The following is a 15,332-nucleotide window of genomic DNA, read 5'->3' on the forward strand; positions in this document are numbered from 1 at the left end:
TTTAGTTAAACACTATCATTGATTTTATCCTAATCTAAAAAAGTGAAAGGCGAAATATGCAACTTCATCATCGTGCATACTATTTATGCAAACAGAAGAGACCATTTAAAATTTTTAAAAAGTGATAAGTTTTATCCTATGGAGCCTATACAAATAATAATAATTTTTAGAAACACAATCTTCTGATACTGTGTTAGCCTAAAAGCATAAAAGATTTTTAGAAACAATAAATTAAGAGGAAATATTATGTCTTATCATCGTATCTTGGTTCCAGTCGATGACTCACCTCTTTCAGATGCAGCAGTGAAACATGCTGTAGATGTTGCGAAAGCATTTAATAGCAGTGTAACGGTCATGAGTGTAGTTGCCGTTGATCCTTTTGTCGGTGTCGATTTCTATAAGGTTGCACCTGCGGTTACTGAACATTTGTTTGAAGCGGAAACAAATGCAGAAGCACATTTAAAAAAAATAAGTGATATTTTCAGCTCCAATGGAATTGAAACAAACACCAAAATTATTAGAGAAGAACCTACAGCGATAGGAATCTTGAATATTGCAGATGAAGTGAATGCGGATCTAATTATTATGGGTTCTCATGGCCGTTCAGGTTTAAAAAAATTAGTGCTAGGTAGTGTTGCACAAAAAGTGCTTGCTGAAAGTCCTGTACCTGTTTTGATCATCAAAGCTTAACCAGTAAAAACCTAAAAAAACCGCTTAAGCGGTTTTTTTGTTTAAACGTTTTCGTCTTGGAAATATTTAAGCCAGAATGCTTCTCGACATGTCGAATTAAACTGAATGCGCTTAGGGGTGATATGCTCTAGTCGATGTTGATGATCGACGACTTCATAGCTAATCCAATGCTCACGACAAGCTTCGATCTCGATGGCTGTTGCATCATGCTCTTCAATCTTACGAATGGTAATGCCATTTTCAAACTGAAAAAGCGACATTTTTCCAATAACTTGAATATCACCATCAAACCATTGTTTTATTTTTTCCTCTTTATCCACCACCTGATGTTCCGACGGTTGCTCTGGATATAGAATACTTTGAACATATTTTGAGAGATGAGACATCACACACGCAGTCATGCATAAGGTGGCAACATGATACCACCAAAGTATAAAATAATGCGCTTATAAATTCACTTGCGTAGCAAAACAATCAGACGTCGTTAGAAATCTTCTTTATGACTAAACATTTTCTCACTTTCCAGCGAAAGCAGTAGTCTGCTGCTGCATAACATTACTGCATAACCCAACTCAGTGAATTATGCAGCAGATCATTTCAATTAAACACTTAAAATACTATTTAAGGTTTCAGTCACATTTTTCGACTTCACACGAGACTGTAACGCTTTTAAAGCACCTTGTACATGACTACGCTGAGGTTCAGCCAATGTGTACCAACGTGACAATACCTGCAATAAACGCGAACCTAAAATTGGATTTTTTTCATCGAAGTATTCTGCTAAACCAATATAGTGTTCAACACCAAAGCTCCATGCATTGACAGGATTATTACTTAATCCACCGCTGACCGCACGTACACGGTTAGGTGTACCCAAATCGTAATCTGGATGTTTGGTCAAAGCAGCAATACTTTCAGATGTTGCACTTGGATTGGCTGCCTGTACCATAAACCACTGATCAAGCGATAAAGCTTCATCCTTATAACGATCATAGAAATCATCCAAGGCTTGCTGTGCTTGTGGTGCATCATTCCAGACTAGGACACGTAATGCCCCCATGCGTTCTGACATGTTATGGGTCTGTTGATACTGGTTGTAAGCCAACTCAAATGCACCGACATCACCCTGACGCGCCATCATACTCAGCATGATATTTTTTAAAGCACGCTCACCCATCGCTTGAGAGAAATCATTTTGCAAAGATGGATCAAGTGACAGATAAGTTTCTTTCCAGAAAGTAGCTAATTCACGTGCCAATGTTTCTAGCACTGAATTGCGTTTTTCCTGCACCACTTCTGGTTCATAATCAGCATCAATACGACTACCCAAATACCCTTCAGTTGGTACATCAAATAAACGCGAGGCGAGTAGCGGATCTTTACGTACTAAATCAGGCAGCGTATTTTTAATGGCTTGAATATAAGGTTGAACATCATGATCTTTAAGCAAAATCCGCTCAAGCAAAGTTTGACTCGCTTGCCATTGATTAAAACCACTGGTTTCATGCTGAATCAGAAATGCCAATTCATCATCGCTATAGTCAAACTCCAAGTTCACAGGTGCAGAAAAATTGCGTAACAAGGATACAACTGGTTGCTCAGTGACCTGCGTGAATTCAATACTAGCAGTATCTTGATCAAATAGATAAACCCCATCTTGAACAGCATCGACAAATAAATCAGGAGAATGAAGCGTATATTGTTCACCTGTTTTGGCATTAAATAATGCAAGCGCAACAGGAATTGGGACTGCTTTTAGATTTGGATATTTCGGATGCGCTTTTAAAATTTGTTTAAAGTTTAACCGATAAGTTTGTTTTTGAGCATCATACTCGGCATTGACTTGGAGTTTAGGCGTACCTGGCTGGTTATACCATGTCAGAAAATTTGATAAATCTATACCTGAACCTGATGATAACGCATCCACCCAGTCTTCGACTGTCACGGCTTGACCATCATAACGGCGGAAATATTCATCTGTTCCTTTACGGAATTTTTCTTTTCCAAGTAAAGTTGACATCATACGGTTAATTTCCGCGCCCTTTTCATAGACGGTGGCAGTATAGAAATTATTAATTTCAACAAAATGATCTGGTCTTGGTGGATGCGATAATGGACCTGCATCTTCAGGAAATTGATGTGCTTTCAACACTGCAACATCATCAATGCGTTGTACCGCCGCCGATTGTAAATCTTCTGAAAAAGACTGATCACGAAAGACTGTTAGCCCCTCTTTTAAACAGAGTTGAAACCAGTCACGGCAAGTAATACGATTACCTGTCCAGTTATGAAAATACTCATGAGCAATCACCGATTGCACACGCATAATTGCGGCATCTGTGGTGTATTCTTCATCAGCAAGGACACAAGAGGTATTAAAGATATTTAAACCTTTATTTTCCATTGCACCCATATTGAACTGGCTTACGGCGACGATCATGTAATTATCCAGATCGTAAGCGCGGCCATAGTGTTCTTCATCCCAACGCATCGAATGTTTTAAGGCTTCCATAGCGATATGACATTTTGGAATATCTTTTTCGATCGCATAAATTTCAAGTGCAACATCACGACCTTCAGAAGTCGTGTAACGGTCTTTTAATACCGCCAAATCACCAATCACACAGGCAAATAAATAACTTGGTTTTTTGGTTGGGTCTTGCCAAATTGCAAAATGACGATTCTCACCCACTTCACCAGTTTCCAGTAAATTACCATTGGCGAGCAATACAGGATATTTTTTATCGGCTTCAACACGGGTGGTAAATTCAGCCAAAACATCTGGACGGTCTGGATAAAAGGTAATTTTACGAAATCCTTCTGGTTCATTTTGGGTGACGAACAAATCCCCCGCTTTATATAAACCTTCGAGTTGCGTGTTGCTTTCAGGATGAATAATCACTTGAGTATTTAAAATAACATCATCAGGTACATTGGCAATGACCAGCTGCTCAGAATCAAGTTGATACTGATCGGCTTGTAAACTTTGCCCATTTAATACAATCGATCTCAACTCTAAATCACGACCCAATAACACCAAATCCCCAGCAGTTTGACGTTTCATGACCAAGGTTGCATCGACAATCGTGTGATCATCATAAACCTGAATATCAAGGTTAATCGACTGCACTAAAAATGATGGTTTTTGATAGTCTTTAAGATATACCGTTTGATCCGCCTGAACGTGTGGATTTGCCGCAATATTCATATATTTTCCTATGTCGCCACTTGTATCGTGGTATCAGTATTTATTGTGTATGAATCTGATCATACGCCAACTTAACTGAAGTGTCTGTGTTGTTTCACGTTAAAATTTACATGGGTGTAAGGCTTTGATTTTTCAATTCCCCACGAGTTAAAATTATTGATATTGCTTCATATCTTATGTAAGAACATCTGTTCAGCATTACCATAGCTATCTCACTGGTTACAGATTGACCAACAAATCTACACATGTGCTTGCATGGATTACGTCGAATTACTTTTTTTCTAAACTGCTTACAGTTTGTGCACGTTTTTTGCTTTGTCTTAAATGACGTCATTAGTCAAAATAAAAACTCAATCTATGCTATACACAAAATAGCCGAGAGGTGACATAAGATGGAATTAACTCAACACTTGTACCGCGCTGAAAATATCAAAGCTATTCATGATTTACATGATGCAGGCGTCGCTCATAACGTGATTGCCGTATTTATGACTGCCGAGGGTATAGACATTCAGCCACAGGATGTGACCAGTATCGTCAATACTTATGATGCGCTGGGTAAAGAAAAACTACCAAGCAAGAAAGTGAAAGCACTTATTGCTGCCAAAAAATTAGGACAGCATGACGAGTCGTTGCCTTGCCCTATTTAAATAAAGCAATTTTTTAGATCAAGAAAGCCTGAACTTTATGGAGTTTGGGCTTTTTCATTTGATGGTGTTTCAATTATTCCAGTTTCCCCTGACCATTCGACTCAGAGCAAGCTATAATCTTCTTTTTACTCACGTATAATTTTCGCATGATTTTGAATATTCTGAAAAAACAGCTTGATGAAAGTACACTTTGCCCTTTATGTCAGGCAGCGATGTACTTTGTGGAAGCTGATCAATTTGATCAGGAGGTTCTATTTCATGAATGCAGCCATTGTCAGCACCAAGTCTTTGCTGATGCAAAAATGGTCTGTCATTGTGCAACTTGCACCAAACAACGCAAAAAAATGATGCAAGACACTCTGCAACAAGAACAGCGTAAAAATAAAATTAAAGATGACATCATCTATAATCTGGAAGACTTAAGCCTTTTACATAAGCTGTTCCTGCTGTCTTTACTGGATGATCGGATTCAAGATAATCTGCCACATGATGAATATATTTACTGGGATCGAGTCAAATACGAATACATTAGCCCCAATTATTTATTTCAATATGGCTTGCTCAAAGAGTTGATTAAATTGGGTATTTTGGCTCCCAAAAACCTTCAGGACGATCAGCACATCTATTATTTAAGAGTCCGTTTGGATGGCTACAACGAACCCAGTTTATTTAGTATCGCCCAACAATTACGTTATTGGTTTTACGAAAACTTAAGCCTAGGCATTCCCTACAAAACTTCAGATGAAGTGAAAGATGTTTTATTTTTAGTGCTTTATCAGGAAATTATTCAATTTATGCAAATGTACTGCCGTACATGGGGCATACAAATTGCAGGTAATCGGAGCTTTCAGCAATTTTGTTATCGTTTGCTCGATAGCTTGGCTGTAGGTCAAGTTTATTATCTTATTCAAACTGCTTTGGATTATTTATATAATAAAAAAGCCTTACAGCCACGTAATGAAAACTTTATTAATACCAATATTTTAAAAAAGACCTTGGAGCAATATCGTGAGCGCTCACTCAATGAAAAATGGGAAACATCTACGCTACCACGCCCAATGAATCTACCTCTAAGTAAAATGAGTCAAATTTTTTTGTTCCATTTTCTATCTTATGATGAGCGTATTTTCATTCAACCGATCTGGCGCGCATGGCGAAAGATTGAACCTCGACTTAATTTTTATTCGATCAAACGTTGTATGTATTGTGGTTCTCATGATTTAGAAGTGGATTATGATGCTGCCGATTATGTGTCTTTGATTTGTCGACATTGCAAACATCAAGATCATTATTTTACGCAATAATTTTTATAAGTTTTAAGGGGGAAAATATGTATAACTCATCTAATATTATCGACTATGTCATTGAGGCGTGGGAAAAATTACAACAGCAAACACCACTAGTTCAATGTATTACCAATAGTGTTGCAGCAAATTATGCAGCCAACGTTCTGCTCGCCGCAGGTGCATCTCCTGCCATGATTGATAACCCATTTGAAGCGGAAGCATTTACCAAAATCAGTGGTGCACTCAGCATTAATCTCGGAACACCAACCACTGAACAAATGCAAGCCATCAGGATTTCAGCAAAAACTGCCCATGAAAATCGAATTCCGTGGGTATTAGATCCAGTTGGTTATGGCGCTGTTTTGAAATGGCGAAGTGATACGGTCGATGAATTACTGCAATATCATCCCTCTGTAATTCGTGGCAATGCATCGGAGATCAGCGCACTTGCAGGAAGCTTATCTCAAAGCAAAGGCGTAGACAGCACCTTAAAAAGTGATGATATGTTCCAACTTGCACAAGGCTTGCTGAGTAAAGCCAGTTGTATTGCCATATCTGGGGAAACCGATTACATCTTGTCGACTGCCATGACCTGTATTGTCAAAATTCGTGGCGGTAGTCATCTACAACCCAAAATTACCGCGACAGGCTGTGCTTTAGGTGCATTGATTGCTGCATACTGTGCAGTTGCACCCATTCATTTAGCCACCATTGCAGCCCATGTTCATTTCGCGATTGCAGGTAAGCTTGCTTATGATCAGGCTCAAACGGTGGGCAGTTTTAATACCATGTTTATGGATTATATTCATATGATGGATGCCAATTTAATTGAGCAATATGCCTGTATCGAATTGATTTCGGATGATTAATCAGCACTTATTCCAAAAAAGAGACGAAAATCATCGTCTCTCTCCATGATTTATTTTAACAGCAGATAAATATCTGTGATTAAATCTGCTTCGTTCACTTCATGTACAAAATTATGATAATGAAAAAAAACAGGATAATCACCTGCTTGTTCCTGTTGTTCAGGTAACCAGTTTCTAAATAGAAAATACACGCTTTCCCGAATCTGATCATGACTACCTAAATGCCGAATCATGGCATAACGCCCTGCTGGAATTTCACCTATTTTGATTCCATCGTCTTTTTGAGCAAAAGGTTTATCGATTGAACCCGCAATATCAAAGCGAAATTCCTGTTCAGGCGTCTGCTCTGGATCAGAAAAAGGTATGCCATAGGTTGCAGATTTTCTGACTGGAGATAGTCCTGTCCTTTTTCGCCATTCAATAAACTTGGCCGCAGTTTCAAATACTTTTTCAGGCGAACCAAGATGCGAAATATAAGCTATTTTCTCTAGCGGTCGCTCAATGATATTTACGTTCATGTCTAACTCACTTTTAGGGGTGAAATACACAAACTTCGTATGCCAATTTTGCCAGTTAGGCTCAGTTCTAAAAGCACTCGGAGTCTGGTCAAATGAACGTTTAAATGCTCTCGTAAATGCTTCAGGACTGTCAAATCCTGAATTGAAAGCAATATCAATAATTTTGAGTTCTTGATTAAATACCAGTTGAAATGATGCACGTTTGAGTCGCAACATCTGCGTATATTTCATCACATTGATACCTAAATGTGCGTAAAAAATACGATGAAAATGAAAGCGTGATAATCCTGCAATTTCGCTTAATCGCTGTAGATTGAGTGGTTCATCCAAATGTTGTTGAATATAATCACAGACACGTTTTAGTTTCAGATCATACGCCATCATAGCTTCAATACTTGTTCATTTGACAGAAGCATTATGAAAGGATTAAACGCGTCGATCCTGATCAAAAATGCGGTTTAATCACGTGTTTAAAATAATCCTGTTTCGGCATTTCAATTAATTCTACACAGCTTTGCACAGGAAAATCTTGCTGCTGTAAGGTAGAGTAAGAAAGTAATACTTTCAGAACGTTCTCCCCAATTTCCTGCTTTTGCTGTTGATCACGTCCAGACAAAAGATAAACTTTAACATGCACATAAGCTTGTTGTTCAGCCCCAAGTCCAATTACAAAAACATCATCCATGTGCGCTCTGGATTTAATATCAAGAGCTTCGCAATAACCAGTTTCCACCAGTGCAGTGTTGATTTTCAATAATAATGGTTTAGGCTCAAAATCTTTCAGATTTGCAGAATAATCAACAATCACATGGGGCATAATCAAATCGTCCTATTCAATAAATAAGAGTGCTAAACGGACCTGATCATAGCCCATGCGTGGACTGGTTAATTCCACAATCGGTCTAAGTTTGATAGAACCATCATCATTAAAATTTTCTGGGCGTTTGCTTTTTTGCACACGTTTATAGAGTTTTCTGATTTGTTCAACCACTTCATCTCCCGGATGTGCAACAGAAATATCGAGCCCTTGTTCTTTTTGTAGACGTGCCAGATGGTTAATAATGGTCGCAGGTGTTAAACCACGTTCCGTTGCAATATCCTGAATATCATAGCCTTCTTCAAATAAAGCACGGGTTTCATCCAGTGTTGCTGAACCATAGTTTTGCTTTTCACCTTTGGCCAGTTTTTTCTCGTTTCGTTGAATCTCAGTTTCATTGAGCGTACCACCGCAGTGACGGATAAACGCTTTATGTTGATCGCTTAAATCGGCATCAAGAAAATGCTCTTCTGCATCCTGAGATAATTCCTGAAAACGTTTATCGGCTTTTAGAGCCAATGTATCCAGTTCCAATGCCTGATCATTAAAACCTAATAAACGCAAACCTGTTAAGGATTTAAGTCGCGATAAAGCCACATAGCCCTGCCCTTTTTCAAAGGTATGCGACAGATTAATTTCTGCGGCTTCAAGGGTCATGCCCTGACTTTTATGAATAGTAATCGCCCATGCCAAACGCAGTGGAATCTGCTGAAAACTGGCAATACTTTTTCCGGCTTCATTTTCAATTGACCATGTTTCGGGTTCAACAAGCAAAGTCGTGCCATCGGTTAATTTTACTTTGGGCAAAATGCCGTGTTCATCATCTTCTTCAAAAGCAATGACTTCGCCCAAGCTGCCATTGATATAGCCCATATCGAAGTTATTTTTTACAAACATGACCTTGGCATGTTTTTTCAACATTAATTCTTCAGGTGCGCGTACAGAAGACTTTAAGGTTTCCAGCATTTTCTCGTTGCCATCTAAAACGGCGTTAAATTGATGTTCTTCATTTTCAATTTCATTAAGATGTTGAAAATTAATATTATCGACATCCATGTTATGCGTATAAAGACGGGTAAATGTATCGCCGATATCTTGCTGACGTGATTGTAGTAAAGCCTGCGTATGTACTTGCTGAATATCCTGTGCGCGTATGGCATTTAAAATTTGATTGAGAATTTCATCATCCTGACGATGCTGTTCGGTCAAATAGCAGACTCGAAATTTAGCCTCAACCCATGCATCCGACATAAAACAGAACTTATCACGATTACGCTCATCGTTTTTGCCTACAGGCGGTAACTGGAAAAAATCACCCGCTACAATGACTTGGATCCCACCGAAAGCCTCATCACTTTCTTTAAAATATTTCAGGACTTGATTGACCAGATTAAGCTGTTTGGCATGCAGCATTGAAATTTCATCAATAATTAAAACTTGTGCATTTTCAAGATGTTCTTTTAAGTATTTGCGCTCTTTCATGCGTTTAAGATCATCATCAGATAAATGATCTTTAATGCCAATCCCGGCCCAAGTATGAATGGTCATCCCATTCATATGTGTTGCGGCAATACCTGTAGACGCAGTCACTGCAACAGGCACTTTACGTGCTTTTAAGTAATTAATGTATTGATTCAGTGTATATGTTTTTCCTGCACCAGCAGAACCTGTTAAAAACACATTTTCACCCGCTTTTAATAACTTCAGTGCAGTTTCTTGCTTCATAACCTGATCATTTCCATAAAACAGCCCATAGCTTAACGACTTTCATGCAAAAGTGAAATCCGAAAGCGACTCAAAATATTAAAATAAATAAATATCAAATAGATACAATAATATTTTTATTGGTAGGTTTTTGGTAGGTAGGAAAAAAATAGTCAAATCAGAATACTAGCTTCACGGTGAAGATCACCTTTAAAAACAAATGGACTAATGGAAGAAGGAATCGCTCCATGGCTTTAAAAAATATTGCTGACCAAACAAATGGTTTTTATATCCCATGTGTTTCCCTTTTTGGCCCAGGCTGTGCCAAAGAAATTGGAACCAAAGCACAAAATTTAGGTGCGAAAAAAGCGCTGATTGTCACCGATGCAGGTCTGTTCAAGTTTGGGGTGGCAGACACGATTGCTACATACTTAAAAGATGCAGGCGTAGATAGTCATATTTTCCCAGGTGCAGAACCCAACCCAACCGACAAAAATGTACATCATGGTGTCGATGCCTATAACGACAATCAATGCGATTTTATTGTGTCACTTGGTGGTGGTTCATCACACGATTGCGCTAAAGGAATTGGGCTCGTAACCGCAGGTGGCGGACATATTCGTGACTATGAAGGCATCGATAAAAGTAAAGTGCCAATGACTCCGTTGATCGCGGTGAATACCACAGCGGGTACTGCCTCGGAAATGACGCGTTTTTGTATCATTACCAATACCGATACCCATGTCAAAATGGCCATTGTTGACTGGCGCTGTACCCCACTGATTGCGATTGATGATCCTAAACTGATGGTTGCCAAGCCAGCCAGTTTAACTGCCGCAACAGGTATGGATGCCTTGACGCATGCCGTTGAAGCGTATGTCTCAACCGCAGCCAATCCCATTACCGATGCCTGTGCAGAAAAAGCGATTTCCATGATCAGTGAATGGCTCAGCCCTGCGGTTGCCAATGGTGAAAATCTGGAAGCACGAGATGCCATGAGTTACGCGCAATATCTTGCTGGAATGGCATTTAACAATGCTTCACTGGGTTATGTACATGCGATGGCGCATCAATTAGGCGGTTTCTATAATTTACCGCACGGGGTTTGTAATGCGGTGCTATTGCCACACGTTTGTGAGTTTAACCTAATCGCTTGTCCAGACCGATATGCGCGCATTGCGGAACTGATGGGCGTGCAAACACAAGGCTTAACTCAAAATCAGGCCGCACGCGCAGCGATCAATGCGATTCGTGAGTTATCCCAATCGATCGGAATTCCATCTGGATTGACCGAATTGGGTGTGAAAACCGAAGATTTGGCGGTTATGGCTGAAAATGCACAAAAGGATGCCTGTATGCTGACCAATCCACGCAAGGCAACTCATGCACAGGTGGTAGAGATTTTTAAAGCAGCACTTTAATGACTTGAATTGTTCAAGATCATTTCACAGTCTCCAACTTTTGTCCTTAGAGCAAGCTTCTCTCTCCAACCAGCTTGCTCAATTGAGGGAGTATTTCTCCAAGATATTCCCTCTTTTTTTTCTTTACTTCAATTGACAAAACCAACATTTCATACAAGGATGACAACATGATTTAAAACACAAATGAATAAAAATATGAATCAATACACTCCAGATATTCTAGGTGAAGGCTACCAACAACTGACTTTAAACTTTCCTGATGATTATGAAGGTAAAGTCATTGCGACATTAGTCAGAAAAAAAGCAGCGATACCCACTTCCAAAGCCGTTTTATACATTCATGGCTTTATCGATTATTTTTTTCAGACCGAAATGGCTGAACAATTTAATCAGCACGGTTATGATTTTTATGCGCTGGATTTGAGAAAATATGGTCGCTCTCATCTTCCTCATCAGATTTTATATAACGTACTCGATCTAAATGAATACAATGCCGAGATTACTGAAGCCCTTAAGATTATTGGTGAGGAACATCACAATCAGGTAGTGTTAGCTGGTCATTCTACAGGTGGACTCACTGCGACACTATATGCTGCACACCATCCTGATCATCCTCTGATCAAGGCACTCTGGGCCAATAGCCCATTTTATGACTTTAATATGAATTCGCTAAAAAAAGCGCTAGGCGTACCTTTATTAAGTCAAATTGGTCGTTACCTACCTCAAGCAAAATTTCCGAGCGGTTTAAATAAATGGTATGTGCCTAGTTTGCATCGAGATTACTATGGTGAATGGTCATTTGACTTAAACTGGAAACTGCCTAATATGAAGAAAGTCCAGTTAAGTTTTATCCGTGCCATTCATGTTGCACAAAAAGAAATTCATCGAGGTGTTCGGCTTACAATTCCTGCACTGGTCATGCATTCGAATCAAACCAAAAATCCAAGAAGATGGAGTAAAAAAGCGACGCAAAGCGATGTAATTTTGGGTGTAAAAGATATCGAAAAGTATGCCAGAAAAATTAAGGGTGACGTAACCACCCAAACCATTCATCATGGTCTGCATGATTTAGTACTATCTGCTGAGCCAGTTCGAAGTCAGGTTTATCAGCAACTATTTGATTGGTTAGAAATTAAAATGCTTTAAAATCTATTGTTCTGCCTGCTGATATTTAATTAATGATTGGTGGGCAGGATGATCCGTCGGCAATAGTTCGATTAATCGCTCGACCGCATCAATCGCTTCAGGGAAACGCGCCACGTGTTTCAGTAACATATCAGTTTCTTTGGCTTTGAAAATCGCATCACTTAAACGTGATTCTAGACAATCTCGCCATGCGCATAGAAATGGACTCTCGGTTTTTGCCAAGAACACGCCTGTATATAACTGTAATGCCGACGATACATAACCAGAATCCAATGCATTTTCAGCCTGTAAAAAATCAGCTTCAACATGTGCCAATAAGCGATAAGGACGTGAACCAAGCATTCCCCCAAGCACATCGCGTAACTGCGACATTTCAGCTTTTAGCGTTCCCATACTGACTTTACGTTCACCATATAGCGCCTGATGTAGCGTTTCCAGATTTAAACCTTGCGGACATAGCGCCAAAATACTCAAAATCTCGATCTGACGCGGTGTTAGCACTAGATTTTTTCCATTAAAGAGCACTTGTGGAATAGAAAATGCCCGTATATACAATTGCTGGCGCTGTTGTTCCTGTAAAGCTGTTTGAATAATGGAGGCACAACGTTCAGCAGCCAAAATACCCAAAGAATTATGATTCGTCCATGTCGTGGATAAGTCGATCACTCCCAGTAATTGTCTCGAATGTGGATCGATAATCGGGGCAGCATAACAGACCCAATCTTGTACCGACTGCATATAATGTTCATTGGAAAATACACAACTAGATTGGCGAGTTTTGATGGATAGGGCTAATGCATTGGTTCCCACCATTTCCTCACCCCACTGCCCACCTTCGACAAAGTGTACCCGTTCAGCCGCACTACGCATCTGTTGACTTGCTGCTGTCCAGATAATGGTACTACCGACATCCCCTACTGCAATCACCATGGATGATTGTTCAGCTACATGTTTCAGATCATTGCCACAATATTGCAAGGCAATATCCAGTGCAGACGGCTGTTTTTGGGCTAAGGACAATAACGGCGCAGCAGATCGTTCTTTAGGAATTGCAGCAGATACCGAGCGTTGCCAAGAGCTGGCAATACTTTCATTGACTTGACTCGTTTGTTCTGTCTTGAGAATGCTGTGTTGACGAAGTGTCTCAACCGTGTGGCGCTGTTCCCTGAGCTTTTGTTTTGTAACCATTTGTATATTCCCTGAAAATTGTCATGGTCTCCAACCTTTCTCCAACCTTCGTTTTTATATGCTAACTGCATAGTGTACAAAAGTACCTTATACCAAAGCTGTATAAGCTTCAAATTTGATATGTATATCAATGATAAGCAAAGGAATATTTATATGCGTTACATCGATCCTAATCAACCTGGTTCTAAGGTTCAATTTAAATCTCAATATGAAAACTTTATTGGTGGGCAATGGGTTGCCCCTGTAAAAGGAGAATACTTTGAAAATATCTCTCCTGTCGATGGCAAAGTATTTACAAAAATTCCGCGCTCAAGCGTGGAAGATATCGAGTTAGCATTAGATGCAGCCCACAAAGCTAAAGCACAATGGAACAAAGCTTCACCTACGACGCGTTCCAATTTATTGTTAAAAATTGCAGACCGTCTTGAAGCAAATCTGGAAATGCTCGCGGTTGCTGAAACATGGGACAACGGCAAGCCTGTACGTGAAACACTAGCAGCGGATATTCCATTGGCGATTGATCATTTCCGTTATTTTGCAGGCTGTATCCGCGCACAAGAAGGCGGCATTTCAGAGATTGATGAAGATACCATCGCCTACCATTTTCATGAACCTTTAGGTGTCGTTGGTCAAATCATTCCGTGGAATTTCCCGATTTTAATGGCTGCGTGGAAACTTGCACCTGCTTTAGCTGCTGGCAACTGTATCGTACTAAAACCTGCTGAACAAACGCCTGTTAGTATTTTGGTACTGGTTGAACTGATTCAAGATCTTTTACCAGCGGGTGTACTCAATATTGTGAATGGTTATGGCGTAGAAGTTGGTCGTCCATTGGCGACCAATCCACGTATTGCAAAGATTGCCTTTACGGGTTCAACCAAAGTCGGTCAACAAATCATGCAATATGCGACTGAAAATATCATTCCTGTCACACTTGAGCTTGGTGGCAAATCACCCAATATTTTCTTCGAAGATATTCTGGATAGAGAAGATGACTTCCTTGAGAAGACCCTAGAAGGTTTTGCCATGTTTGCTCTGAATCAGGGTGAGGTTTGCACTTGTCCTTCTCGCGCATTGGTTCAGGAAAGCATTGCCGATCGTTTTCTTGAAATGGCAATTGAACGTGTTAAAAAAATCAAAACGGGTCATCCATTAGATACTGACACCATGATTGGTGCGCAGGCATCCAAGCAACAGTTCGACAAAATTATTGGTTGTATCGATACAGGTCGTAATGAAGGTGCACAATTACTTACAGGCGGTGATGCACGTCATGATGTGGATGGTGGTTTTTATATTGAACCAACTATTTTCAAAGGCAACAACAATATGAAAATTTTTCAGGAAGAAATTTTCGGACCTGTCTTGTCGGTCACGACATTTAAAGACTTTGATGATGCGATGCGCATTGCCAATGATACCGTATATGGCTTAGGTGCGGGCGTTTGGTCTCGTTCTGCGCATACCTCTTATCGTGCAGGTCGTGCAATTGAAGCGGGTCGTGTCTGGACCAACTGTTATCACATTTATCCTGCGCATGCTGCATTTGGTGGTTATAAACAATCAGGGATTGGTCGTGAAAACCACAAAATGATGCTGGATCATTATCAACAAACTAAAAACTTATTGGTCAGTTATTCAACCAAACCAATGGGCTTTTTCTAAAACCAATTTTTAAACATTAGACTCCTTTCATTATTGTTTAATCCCTCTTTATTTTTTCTCCTATAGGAAGAAATAAAAGGGATTTATAAAAGAAGTCTATTCAGTATAGAGGTGATTGAGTCACCTCTTTATTTTCAAAAGAACTCGAATTGCCATTTTATTCTTCATCA

General features: G+C 39.6%; 13 protein-coding genes. 7 read left to right on the forward strand and 6 right to left on the reverse strand.

From position 1 onward, the window contains the following. The first annotated feature begins 246 nt into the window (after window positions 1-246). A complete protein-coding gene (locus tag EGS47_RS15980; RefSeq protein ID WP_119686949.1) occupies window positions 247-690 on the forward strand; it encodes a universal stress protein in 444 nt (147 codons plus the stop codon). Window positions 691-731: 41 nt separating this feature from the next. Here the strand turns inward: EGS47_RS15980 and EGS47_RS15985 are convergent, their stop codons facing one another. Both EGS47_RS15985 and pepN read right to left on the reverse strand, forming a co-directional pair. Next, window positions 732-1,076 (reverse strand): hypothetical protein, encoded by a 345-nt coding sequence (locus EGS47_RS15985; RefSeq protein ID WP_227546596.1) that lies wholly within the window; start codon window positions 1,074-1,076, stop codon window positions 732-734. 215 nt (window positions 1,077-1,291) lie between these two features. Further along, window positions 1,292-3,898 (reverse strand): aminopeptidase N, encoded by a 2,607-nt coding sequence (pepN, locus tag EGS47_RS15990; protein ID WP_005004209.1) that lies wholly within the window; start codon window positions 3,896-3,898, stop codon window positions 1,292-1,294. A 392-nt stretch (window positions 3,899-4,290) separates the two neighbouring features. On the opposite strand from pepN, the gene EGS47_RS15995 reads away from it, so the two are divergent. The 3 genes from EGS47_RS15995 (at window position 4,291) to thiM (ending at window position 6,703) form a co-directional block, all read left to right on the forward strand. Then, window positions 4,291-4,548: a hypothetical protein gene (locus tag EGS47_RS15995; RefSeq protein WP_005004208.1), complete on the forward strand. Its 258-nt coding sequence runs from the start codon at window positions 4,291-4,293 to the stop codon at window positions 4,546-4,548. A gap of 146 nt (window positions 4,549-4,694) precedes the next feature. Beyond that, window positions 4,695-5,852: a hypothetical protein gene (locus tag EGS47_RS16000; protein ID WP_004997654.1), complete on the forward strand. Its 1,158-nt coding sequence runs from the start codon at window positions 4,695-4,697 to the stop codon at window positions 5,850-5,852. Between the two features lie 26 nt (window positions 5,853-5,878). After that, window positions 5,879-6,703 carry a hydroxyethylthiazole kinase gene (thiM, locus tag EGS47_RS16005; protein WP_005004207.1) on the forward strand — a complete coding sequence of 275 codons (825 nt, stop codon included), beginning with the start codon at window positions 5,879-5,881 and terminating at the stop codon, window positions 6,701-6,703. Between the two features lie 50 nt (window positions 6,704-6,753). Here thiM and EGS47_RS16010 read toward each other — a convergent pair whose 3' ends face one another. The 3 genes from EGS47_RS16010 to EGS47_RS16020 form a co-directional block, all read right to left on the reverse strand. Next, window positions 6,754-7,605 (reverse strand): AraC family transcriptional regulator, encoded by an 852-nt coding sequence (locus EGS47_RS16010; RefSeq protein WP_005004205.1) that lies wholly within the window; start codon window positions 7,603-7,605, stop codon window positions 6,754-6,756. A 61-nt stretch (window positions 7,606-7,666) separates the two neighbouring features. Next, window positions 7,667-8,038 (reverse strand): 5-carboxymethyl-2-hydroxymuconate Delta-isomerase, encoded by a 372-nt coding sequence (locus EGS47_RS16015; RefSeq protein WP_005004203.1) that lies wholly within the window; start codon window positions 8,036-8,038, stop codon window positions 7,667-7,669. Window positions 8,039-8,050: 12 nt separating this feature from the next. Next, window positions 8,051-9,763, reverse strand: a complete 1,713-nt coding sequence (locus EGS47_RS16020; protein WP_005004202.1) for an AAA family ATPase — start codon at window positions 9,761-9,763, stop codon at window positions 8,051-8,053. A gap of 227 nt (window positions 9,764-9,990) precedes the next feature. On the opposite strand from EGS47_RS16020, the gene mdh reads away from it, so the two are divergent. Further along, on the forward strand, window positions 9,991-11,163 hold the full coding sequence (gene mdh / locus EGS47_RS16025) for an iron-dependent methanol dehydrogenase (RefSeq protein ID WP_004997635.1): 1,173 nt from the start codon (window positions 9,991-9,993) through the stop codon (window positions 11,161-11,163). Window positions 11,164-11,346: 183 nt separating this feature from the next. After that, window positions 11,347-12,309, forward strand: a complete 963-nt coding sequence (locus tag EGS47_RS16030) for an alpha/beta hydrolase (protein ID WP_005004199.1) — start codon at window positions 11,347-11,349, stop codon at window positions 12,307-12,309. Window positions 12,310-12,312: 3 nt separating this feature from the next. Here the strand turns inward: EGS47_RS16030 and EGS47_RS16035 are convergent, their stop codons facing one another. Next, window positions 12,313-13,497: a helix-turn-helix domain-containing protein gene (locus EGS47_RS16035; protein ID WP_005004194.1), complete on the reverse strand. Its 1,185-nt coding sequence runs from the start codon at window positions 13,495-13,497 to the stop codon at window positions 12,313-12,315. A gap of 153 nt (window positions 13,498-13,650) precedes the next feature. Between EGS47_RS16035 and EGS47_RS16040 the strand changes: the two genes are divergently transcribed. Further along, window positions 13,651-15,162, forward strand: a complete 1,512-nt coding sequence (locus EGS47_RS16040; RefSeq protein ID WP_005004192.1) for an aldehyde dehydrogenase family protein — start codon at window positions 13,651-13,653, stop codon at window positions 15,160-15,162. The last annotated feature ends 170 nt before the right edge of the window (window positions 15,163-15,332 follow it).

Source organism: Acinetobacter sp. FDAARGOS_515 (genome assembly GCF_003938865.1).
GTDB lineage: Bacteria > Pseudomonadota > Gammaproteobacteria > Pseudomonadales > Moraxellaceae > Acinetobacter > Acinetobacter ursingii.

Coding starts and splice junctions, on each gene's coding strand:
- pepN (WP_005004209.1), bottom strand. CDS start 3,898: ATGAATATTGCGGCAAATCCACACGTTCAGGCGGATCAAACGGTATAT.
- EGS47_RS16035 (WP_005004194.1), bottom strand. CDS start 13,497: ATGGTTACAAAACAAAAGCTCAGGGAACAGCGCCACACGGTTGAGACA.
- EGS47_RS16015 (WP_005004203.1), bottom strand. CDS start 8,038: ATGCCCCATGTGATTGTTGATTATTCTGCAAATCTGAAAGATTTTGAG.
- EGS47_RS15995 (WP_005004208.1), top strand. CDS start 4,291: ATGGAATTAACTCAACACTTGTACCGCGCTGAAAATATCAAAGCTATT.
- EGS47_RS16010 (WP_005004205.1), bottom strand. CDS start 7,605: ATGATGGCGTATGATCTGAAACTAAAACGTGTCTGTGATTATATTCAA.
- EGS47_RS16030 (WP_005004199.1), top strand. CDS start 11,347: ATGAATAAAAATATGAATCAATACACTCCAGATATTCTAGGTGAAGGC.
- EGS47_RS15985 (WP_227546596.1), bottom strand. CDS start 1,076: ATGTCTCATCTCTCAAAATATGTTCAAAGTATTCTATATCCAGAGCAA.
- EGS47_RS16000 (WP_004997654.1), top strand. CDS start 4,695: ATGATTTTGAATATTCTGAAAAAACAGCTTGATGAAAGTACACTTTGC.
- EGS47_RS15980 (WP_119686949.1), top strand. CDS start 247: ATGTCTTATCATCGTATCTTGGTTCCAGTCGATGACTCACCTCTTTCA.
- mdh (WP_004997635.1), top strand. CDS start 9,991: ATGGCTTTAAAAAATATTGCTGACCAAACAAATGGTTTTTATATCCCA.
- EGS47_RS16040 (WP_005004192.1), top strand. CDS start 13,651: ATGCGTTACATCGATCCTAATCAACCTGGTTCTAAGGTTCAATTTAAA.
- EGS47_RS16020 (WP_005004202.1), bottom strand. CDS start 9,763: ATGAAGCAAGAAACTGCACTGAAGTTATTAAAAGCGGGTGAAAATGTG.
- thiM (WP_005004207.1), top strand. CDS start 5,879: ATGTATAACTCATCTAATATTATCGACTATGTCATTGAGGCGTGGGAA.